The 6,845-nt window shown below is 56.4% G+C and carries 9 protein-coding genes; 4 read left to right on the forward strand and 5 right to left on the reverse strand.

The window, feature by feature from the left end; translation table 11 throughout:
* Positions 1 to 52 precede the first annotated feature (52 nt).
* Both NCN04_RS05970 and NCN04_RS05975 read right to left on the reverse strand, forming a co-directional pair.
* Positions 53 to 715, reverse strand: coding sequence for a DUF2301 domain-containing membrane protein (locus NCN04_RS05970; RefSeq protein ID WP_250395481.1), 663 nt, complete (start codon positions 713 to 715; stop codon positions 53 to 55).
* Positions 712 to 1,704, reverse strand: coding sequence for a glutathione S-transferase C-terminal domain-containing protein (locus NCN04_RS05975; RefSeq protein ID WP_250395482.1), 993 nt, complete (start codon positions 1,702 to 1,704; stop codon positions 712 to 714). The genes NCN04_RS05970 and NCN04_RS05975 overlap by 4 nt, the downstream gene beginning before the upstream one ends.
* Before the next feature lie 55 nt (positions 1,705 to 1,759).
* On the opposite strand from NCN04_RS05975, the gene NCN04_RS05980 reads away from it, so the two are divergent.
* A complete protein-coding gene (locus NCN04_RS05980; protein ID WP_250395483.1) occupies positions 1,760 to 2,698 on the forward strand; it encodes an aspartoacylase in 939 nt (312 codons plus the stop codon).
* Here the strand turns inward: NCN04_RS05980 and NCN04_RS05985 are convergent.
* Together NCN04_RS05985 and NCN04_RS05990 are read right to left on the reverse strand one after the other, a co-directional pair.
* On the reverse strand, positions 2,687 to 3,055 hold the full coding sequence (locus NCN04_RS05985) for a hypothetical protein (protein WP_048347201.1): 369 nt from the start codon (positions 3,053 to 3,055) through the stop codon (positions 2,687 to 2,689). The genes NCN04_RS05980 and NCN04_RS05985 overlap by 12 nt on opposite strands.
* 65 nt (positions 3,056 to 3,120) lie before the next feature.
* Entirely contained in the window at positions 3,121 to 3,486 is a 366-nt protein-coding gene (locus NCN04_RS05990) for a hypothetical protein (RefSeq protein WP_053068558.1), read from the reverse strand.
* 304 nt (positions 3,487 to 3,790) lie between these two features.
* Here NCN04_RS05990 and NCN04_RS05995 point away from each other — a divergent pair, with 304 nt between their 5' ends.
* Entirely contained in the window at positions 3,791 to 4,159 is a 369-nt protein-coding gene (locus tag NCN04_RS05995) for a hypothetical protein (protein ID WP_250395484.1), read from the forward strand.
* On the opposite strand, the gene NCN04_RS06000 is transcribed toward NCN04_RS05995, so the two are convergent.
* Positions 4,148 to 5,086 (reverse strand): aspartoacylase, encoded by a 939-nt coding sequence (locus NCN04_RS06000; RefSeq protein ID WP_048347202.1) that lies wholly within the window; start codon positions 5,084 to 5,086, stop codon positions 4,148 to 4,150. The genes NCN04_RS05995 and NCN04_RS06000 overlap by 12 nt on opposite strands.
* 55 nt (positions 5,087 to 5,141) lie before the next feature.
* On the opposite strand from NCN04_RS06000, the gene NCN04_RS06005 reads away from it, so the two are divergent.
* Positions 5,142 to 6,134 carry a glutathione S-transferase C-terminal domain-containing protein gene (locus NCN04_RS06005; RefSeq protein WP_250395482.1) on the forward strand — a complete coding sequence of 331 codons (993 nt, stop codon included), beginning with the start codon at positions 5,142 to 5,144 and terminating at the stop codon, positions 6,132 to 6,134.
* Positions 6,131 to 6,793, forward strand: coding sequence for a DUF2301 domain-containing membrane protein (locus NCN04_RS06010; protein WP_250395481.1), 663 nt, complete (start codon positions 6,131 to 6,133; stop codon positions 6,791 to 6,793). The genes NCN04_RS06005 and NCN04_RS06010 overlap by 4 nt, the downstream gene beginning before the upstream one ends.
* The last annotated feature ends 52 nt before the right edge of the window (positions 6,794 to 6,845 follow it).

A 6,845-nucleotide genomic window follows, 5' to 3' on the forward strand; every position in this document is an offset into this window, starting at 1 on the left:
AACAGCGTGCGGATGCCGAAGTCTTTGGATGCATCGACAAGACTGATCAGGCTCACGTGCTCTTGGCCTTACGCAGATCTTCCAGATAAGCAAATACGCTCTTATCTCCAACGTCGGCAGCGGCTTCCATTCCGAATTTGCGCAACGCAAGAAGCACGAGAAGAGCTGAGCAAATCGCCATCATGCTCATGGCTGCAGGACCCGCAAGCAGGCCGCTCAAATGACCAAGGAGTGCCAATGGCAGAAGCAGGGTGAGTCCGATGGCCTCTGGGCGTCTGAAGCAAAAGAATTCCTTGAAGCCGATGCCTGCCAGGGCTGCAAAGAGTGGACCAATCGCAAGGGTCCATAGCGGTTGGCTCTCGACTGCGTTGAAAACCTCAGATGGACCTGACTGGATGGCTAAGACCAGCCAGCCGATGCATCCAGCAGCCCAAAACAATTGAAGGGCTTGATGGAGAGGGCGCAAATAGATGTGAATCCAGCGCAAGGCCAGGCCTAGCGAGAGGGCCAGGGGCAATAGCCATAGGGGCGCCAGTTGGGGCCCTACCAGGATCCATTGCCCGAGTCCAGCACTGAAGCTCAGGCCACAGATCAGCAAGCAGATTCGGTAGCGCTGAACCTCCTGCTGATCCTGAAGGGTGATGCAATAAGTGCCATAGACCCCTTCAAAACAGGGTTCTGATTGATCTGCTCTTGCATTGATGTTGGTTGTCATTCCGGTTGTGCCACTCCCGCCCCTATCAGTCTGCTCAGGTCAGGGCTATCTGGAACAATTCCGCTGGGGTTGAGGGGAAAGAGTGCTCCGAAATAATCCTGTGTCCACCCTTTGCTGTCGCAACTCTCACGGACCCCAGGAAGCACAAAAAAGCGTTGACGCCAACTCCACAGTGCTGGAAACATCCAAAGCGGTTTGGCACTACAGCCGAAGAGCGAGGCATAGACCAGTTCCCAACGGATCAACGTGGGGAAAAGACGGACATCCGCCAGCGTGATTTGTTCGCCACAGAGCCATGGCCCTTTGGCTTGCAAGCTCTCCTCCACTTGCTCCAAAGCGGAGAACAGGGCTTGGCTGGCTTGATTAAAGGCGCGTTGGTTCCGCGCAAATCCACATCGATACACGCCGTCATTGATCGAGGGTTGGATCAATTCCTGCCAGGACTCGATGGCAGGTTTCAAGTCACTTGGGGCGAGATTGAGGGCTGTCTCCTCTGCTGGCCATGAACACAGCGCTGCGCTGAGGGGGGTGCTGTCATTCCCCAGCAATCGGGGTTGATCGGATGGGCTTGCACCTGGATCAACCAGGACTGGCACCGTGGCTCGGTAGCTGGGAGGTGCGCCGCACCGCTTGTAAAGATCAAGCAGGCTCTTGCAACCAAGCCAGGTCGGCTCTAGTCGCCAACGCCCTTCGTCGTGACTGGCCTCGGCCTTCAACAGGTTGATGCTTGAGCTGAGTCCTCTCAGTTGAAACACCAGCCAGACACGATGGGCCCATGGACAACTTCGGCCAACAATCAAATGGGGTTTGGTCGTGCTGGTTCTCGCTTCGAGCGCCTTCTTCTCCAAGACGAGGGTTTGCATCGGCGTGCTGTTCGGGCGCCGATAGTGGCCCTCTTGATCGGCAGGGCCTAGGCCTCCCATCAAGCGGAGCCATTGCCAGCGCCATCCTTCACGAGCGCCGCGCACAATCAGTGGATGGATCGCCATCGTTCTTCCATTTCCACTTATCTTCCTTCAGATTGTTTGTGGCTGCTGAGAGTTGATGCCAAGCCCTCGAGTGCTTGTAGTGGCCGCAACCCATGGGAATGAGATCAATGCGCCTTGGCTGTTGGAACAGTGGCAGCAGCAGCCGCATTTGATTCAGACTCATGGATGCGAGGTTCTCCCGGTGATCGGCAATCCCGATGCCTATGCAGAGGGTTGTCGTTATCTCGACCGTGATCTCAATCGCTCTTTTCGGCCTGATCTTCTGCAGCAGGTTGGTGCAGAGCGGATTCCATCCTCCAAGGTGGATCGCGAAGTTCAGCGTGCCTTCGATCTGGTTAGCCGTTACGGAGTAGGGGGCATCGATGCCTGTGGGGTGGTGATTGATCTCCACACCACCACGTCCTCGATGGGGAACTCACTGGTGGTCTATGGGCGTCGCCCTGCTGATTTGGCGTTGGCGGCCCTCGTTCAGGGACGTTTGGGCCTACCCATTTATCTCCATGAAGCCGATCCAGTTCAGCAGGGATATCTGGTGGAGAGTTGGCCCTGCGGCCTGGTGATCGAAGTGGGGCCCGTTCCTCAGATGGTGCGTCACCACAAAATTCTGACGCAAACTCGTCTAGCTCTCGAGGCCGTTCTTGAGGCCTGCTCTGATGTGTTGGCCTGCCGAGCCCGCTATCCAAGGCAATTGGTGGTTCATCGCCATCTAGGGAGTCTTGATCTCCCACGCTCCCCATCCGGTTCACCCGACGCCTTCCTTCATCCTCGGCGGCAGGGTTCGGACTGGCAGCCCCTGCGTATCGGCGATCCGCTTTTTCAGAAGGCTGATGGCAGCTGCGTTGTTTATGAGGGATCTGATGGCCAGATCCCGCTCTTTATTAACGAAGCGGCTTATGCCGAGGAGGCCATTGCGTTGAGCCTCACTCTCAGGGAGTGCTGGCCTCTGTCTTTGGAATGGACAGTGGCACTTCAAGCGCAGCTATCAGCGGGGTGATCCGTTGTAGATGACCTCATTCACAGATCGGCCATCTGGAGCAATCTGGATCTCTGTTTCCGTGGTGGGTGCACTGCCGTCCTCAGGCCAGCCGGGATCTCCCCCGAGAAATTGAAAGGTGTATCCGTTGCCGTCCTGATTCACTAGGCAATCCCCCCCCCCAGAACTGGTCTGAAACATGCAGGGCTGAGGGCGATAGACACTGAGGCCACCATTTTCGGCAACGGCAGTGTTGCGAGCCAAATTGATCGCCCTGACTTGTGACGCTGGGATGGTGCCTTGAGCGAGACCAGGCGTTGCGCCCATCACGCTTGCACCAGTGATAACGGCCATGGCCGAGAGGGTATGGAGATTCATGCAGAACCATGTGTTGCATCCACATCGGAATCACGGTGACGTGATCTGTCAACTGGATTTTGCACTTAACGGATCGTTCCGTTGTAAGAGACCTCAAGGATTCGCTCACCGTCTCTGGAGACAAGCACCGATGTCTCGATGGTTGGGTTGGGAGGGGTTTGCTGTTGCCAACCTGGAGCACCACCTTGGAATCGGAACAGGAACCCTCCATCGCTGATGGACTCGAGACAGGACCCTGCACCGGTTTCGTACATGCAGCTTGCTGCTCGGTATTGACTTAAGCCCCCATTGAGAGACTCCGCGCGCATGCGCGCGAGATTGGCTGCCTTCGGTTGGGCCAGTGGTAATGGCTTGGTGGACTGGGCCGTTGCATTCGGCGTGAAGAGCCAAATACCGCTGATGAGCGCCAACCCTATTTTGAACTGATTCATCCCGTCATTTTGACGCGATCAATCACTGGTTCAAGGCTTCCAACAGGTCACAGGTGTCAACGGTTGTGACTGGCTTCTCAGGCACAGCTCTACCCACAGGCCCAGGTGTTTTGTTCTTTGGTGCAGGGAAGATCACTGCGTGTGCCATCAGCCCAGTAAATCCTCAACCTGTCATCACTCGTTCCAGTCCTCAGCGTGAGCGAATCCTTGAGGTCTCTTACAACGGAACGATCCGTTAAGTGCAAAATCCAGTTGACAGATCACGTCACCGTGATTCCGATGTGGATGCAACACATGGTTCTGCATGAATCTCCATACCCTCTCGGCCATGGCCGTTATCACTGGTGCAAGCGTGATGGGCGCAACGCCTGGTCTCGCTCAAGGCACCATCCCAGCGTCACAAGTCAGGGCGATCAATTTGGCTCGCAACCCTGCCGTTGCCGAAAATGGTGGCCTCAGTGTCTATCGCCCTCAGCCCTGCATGTTTCAGACCAGTTCTGGGGGGGGGGATTGCCTAGTGAATCAGGACGGCAACGGATACACCTTTCAATTTCTCGGGGGAGATACCGGCTGGCCTGAGGACGGCAGTGCACCCACCACGGAAACAGAGATCCAGATTGCTCCAGATGGCCGATCTGTGAATGAGGTCATCTACAACGGATCACCCCGCTGATAGCTGCGCTTGAAGTGCCTCTGTCCATTCCAAAGACAGAGGCCAGCACTCCCTGAGAGTGAGGCTCAACGCAATGGCCTTCTCGGCATAAGCCGCTTCGTTAATAAAGAGCGGGATCTGGCCATCAGACCCCTCATAAACAACGCAGCTGCCATCAGCCTTCTGAAAAAGCGGATCGCCGATACGCAGGGGCTGCCAGTCCGAACCCTGCCGCCGAGGATGAAGGAAGGCGTCGGGTGAACCGGATGGGGAGCGTGGGAGATCAAGACTCCCTAGATGGCGATGAACCACCAATTGCCTTGGATAGCGGGCTCGGCAGGCCAACACATCAGAGCAGGCCTCAAGAACGGCCTCGAGAGCTAGACGAGTTTGCGTCAGAATTTTGTGGTGACGCACCATCTGAGGAACGGGCCCCACTTCGATCACCAGGCCGCAGGGCCAACTCTCCACCAGATATCCCTGCTGAACTGGATCGGCTTCATGGAGATAAATGGGTAGGCCCAAACGTCCCTGAACGAGGGCCGCCAACGCCAAATCAGCAGGGCGACGCCCATAGACCACCAGTGAGTTCCCCATCGAGGACGTGGTGGTGTGGAGATCAATCACCACCCCACAGGCATCGATGCCCCCTACTCCGTAACGGCTAACCAGATCGAAGGCACGCTGAACTTCGCGATCCACCTTGGAGGATGGAATCCGCTCTGCACCAACCTGCTGCAGAAGATCAGGCCGAAAAGAGCGATTGAGATCACGGTCGAGATAACGACAACCCTCTGCATAGGCATCGGGATTGCCGATCACCGGGAGAACCTCGCATCCATGAGTCTGAATCAAATGCGGCTGCTGCTGCCACTGTTCCAACAGCCAAGGCGCATTGATCTCATTCCCATGGGTTGCGGCCACTACAAGCACTCGAGGGCTTGGCATCAACTCTCAGCAGCCACAAACAATCTGAAGGAAGATAAGTGGAAATGGAAGAACGATGGCGATCCATCCACTGATTGTGCGCGGCGCTCGTGAAGGATGGCGCTGGCAATGGCTCCGCTTGATGGGAGGCCTAGGCCCTGCCGATCAAGAGGGCCACTATCGGCGCCCGAACAGCACGCCGATGCAAACCCTCGTCTTGGAGAAGAAGGCGCTCGAAGCGAGAACCAGCACGACCAAACCCCATTTGATTGTTGGCCGAAGTTGTCCATGGGCCCATCGTGTCTGGCTGGTGTTTCAACTGAGAGGACTCAGCTCAAGCATCAACCTGTTGAAGGCCGAGGCCAGTCACGACGAAGGGCGTTGGCGACTAGAGCCGACCTGGCTTGGTTGCAAGAGCCTGCTTGATCTTTACAAGCGGTGCGGCGCACCTCCCAGCTACCGAGCCACGGTGCCAGTCCTGGTTGATCCAGGTGCAAGCCCATCCGATCAACCCCGATTGCTGGGGAATGACAGCACCCCCCTCAGCGCAGCGCTGTGTTCATGGCCAGCAGAGGAGACAGCCCTCAATCTCGCCCCAAGTGACTTGAAACCTGCCATCGAGTCCTGGCAGGAATTGATCCAACCCTCGATCAATGACGGCGTGTATCGATGTGGATTTGCGCGGAACCAACGCGCCTTTAATCAAGCCAGCCAAGCCCTGTTCTCCGCTTTGGAGCAAGTGGAGGAGAGCTTGCAAGCCAAAGGGCCATGGCTCTGTGGCGAACAAATCACGCTGGCGGATGTCCGTCTTTTCCCCACGTTGATCCGTTGGGAACTGGTCTATGCCTCGCTCTTCGGCTGTAGTGCCAAACCGCTTTGGATGTTTCCAGCACTGTGGAGTTGGCGTCAACGCTTTTTTGTGCTTCCTGGGGTCCGTGAGAGTTGCGACAGCAAAGGGTGGACACAGGATTATTTCGGAGCACTCTTTCCCCTCAACCCCAGCGGAATTGTTCCAGATAGCCCTGACCTGAGCAGACTGATAGGGGCGGGAGTGGCACAACCGGAATGACAACCAACATCAATGCAAGAGCAGATCAATCAGAACCCTGTTTTGAAGGGGTCTATGGCACTTATTGCATCACCCTTCAGGATCAGCAGGAGGTTCAGCGCTACCGAATCTGCTTGCTGATCTGTGGCCTGAGCTTCAGTGCTGGACTCGGGCAATGGATCCTGGTAGGGCCCCAACTGGCGCCCCTATGGCTATTGCCCCTGGCCCTCTCGCTAGGCCTGGCCTTGCGCTGGATTCACATCTATTTGCGCCCTCTCCATCAAGCCCTTCAATTGTTTTGGGCTGCTGGATGCATCGGCTGGCTGGTCTTAGCCATCCAGTCAGGTCCATCTGAGGTTTTCAACGCAGTCGAGAGCCAACCGCTATGGACCCTTGCGATTGGTCCACTCTTTGCAGCCCTGGCAGGCATCGGCTTCAAGGAATTCTTTTGCTTCAGACGCCCAGAGGCCATCGGACTCACCCTGCTTCTGCCATTGGCACTCCTTGGTCATTTGAGCGGCCTGCTTGCGGGTCCTGCAGCCATGAGCATGATGGCGATTTGCTCAGCTCTTCTCGTGCTTCTTGCGTTGCGCAAATTCGGAATGGAAGCCGCTGCCGACGTTGGAGATAAGAGCGTATTTGCTTATCTGGAAGATCTGCGTAAGGCCAAGAGCACGTGAGCCTGATCAGTCTTGTCGATGCATCCAAAGACTTCGGCATCCGCACGCTGTT

The sequence above is a fragment of the Synechococcus sp. MU1655 genome (assembly GCF_023630655.1).
GTDB lineage: Bacteria > Cyanobacteriota > Cyanobacteriia > PCC-6307 > Cyanobiaceae > Synechococcus_C.

Bases quoted from the DNA above. Each gene is read 5' to 3' on its own strand.
- NCN04_RS05995 (WP_250395484.1), top strand. From the start codon at position 3,791: ATGAATCTCCATACCCTCTCGGCCATGGCCGTTATCACTGGTGCAAGC.
- NCN04_RS05980 (WP_250395483.1), top strand. From the start codon at position 1,760: ATGCCAAGCCCTCGAGTGCTTGTAGTGGCCGCAACCCATGGGAATGAG.
- NCN04_RS06000 (WP_048347202.1), bottom strand. From the start codon at position 5,086: ATGCCAAGCCCTCGAGTGCTTGTAGTGGCCGCAACCCATGGGAATGAG.
- NCN04_RS05990 (WP_053068558.1), bottom strand. From the start codon at position 3,486: ATGAATCAGTTCAAAATAGGGTTGGCGCTCATCAGCGGTATTTGGCTC.
- NCN04_RS06005 (WP_250395482.1), top strand. From the start codon at position 5,142: ATGGCGATCCATCCACTGATTGTGCGCGGCGCTCGTGAAGGATGGCGC.
- NCN04_RS05970 (WP_250395481.1), bottom strand. From the start codon at position 715: ATGACAACCAACATCAATGCAAGAGCAGATCAATCAGAACCCTGTTTT.
- NCN04_RS06010 (WP_250395481.1), top strand. From the start codon at position 6,131: ATGACAACCAACATCAATGCAAGAGCAGATCAATCAGAACCCTGTTTT.
- NCN04_RS05985 (WP_048347201.1), bottom strand. From the start codon at position 3,055: ATGAATCTCCATACCCTCTCGGCCATGGCCGTTATCACTGGTGCAAGC.
- NCN04_RS05975 (WP_250395482.1), bottom strand. From the start codon at position 1,704: ATGGCGATCCATCCACTGATTGTGCGCGGCGCTCGTGAAGGATGGCGC.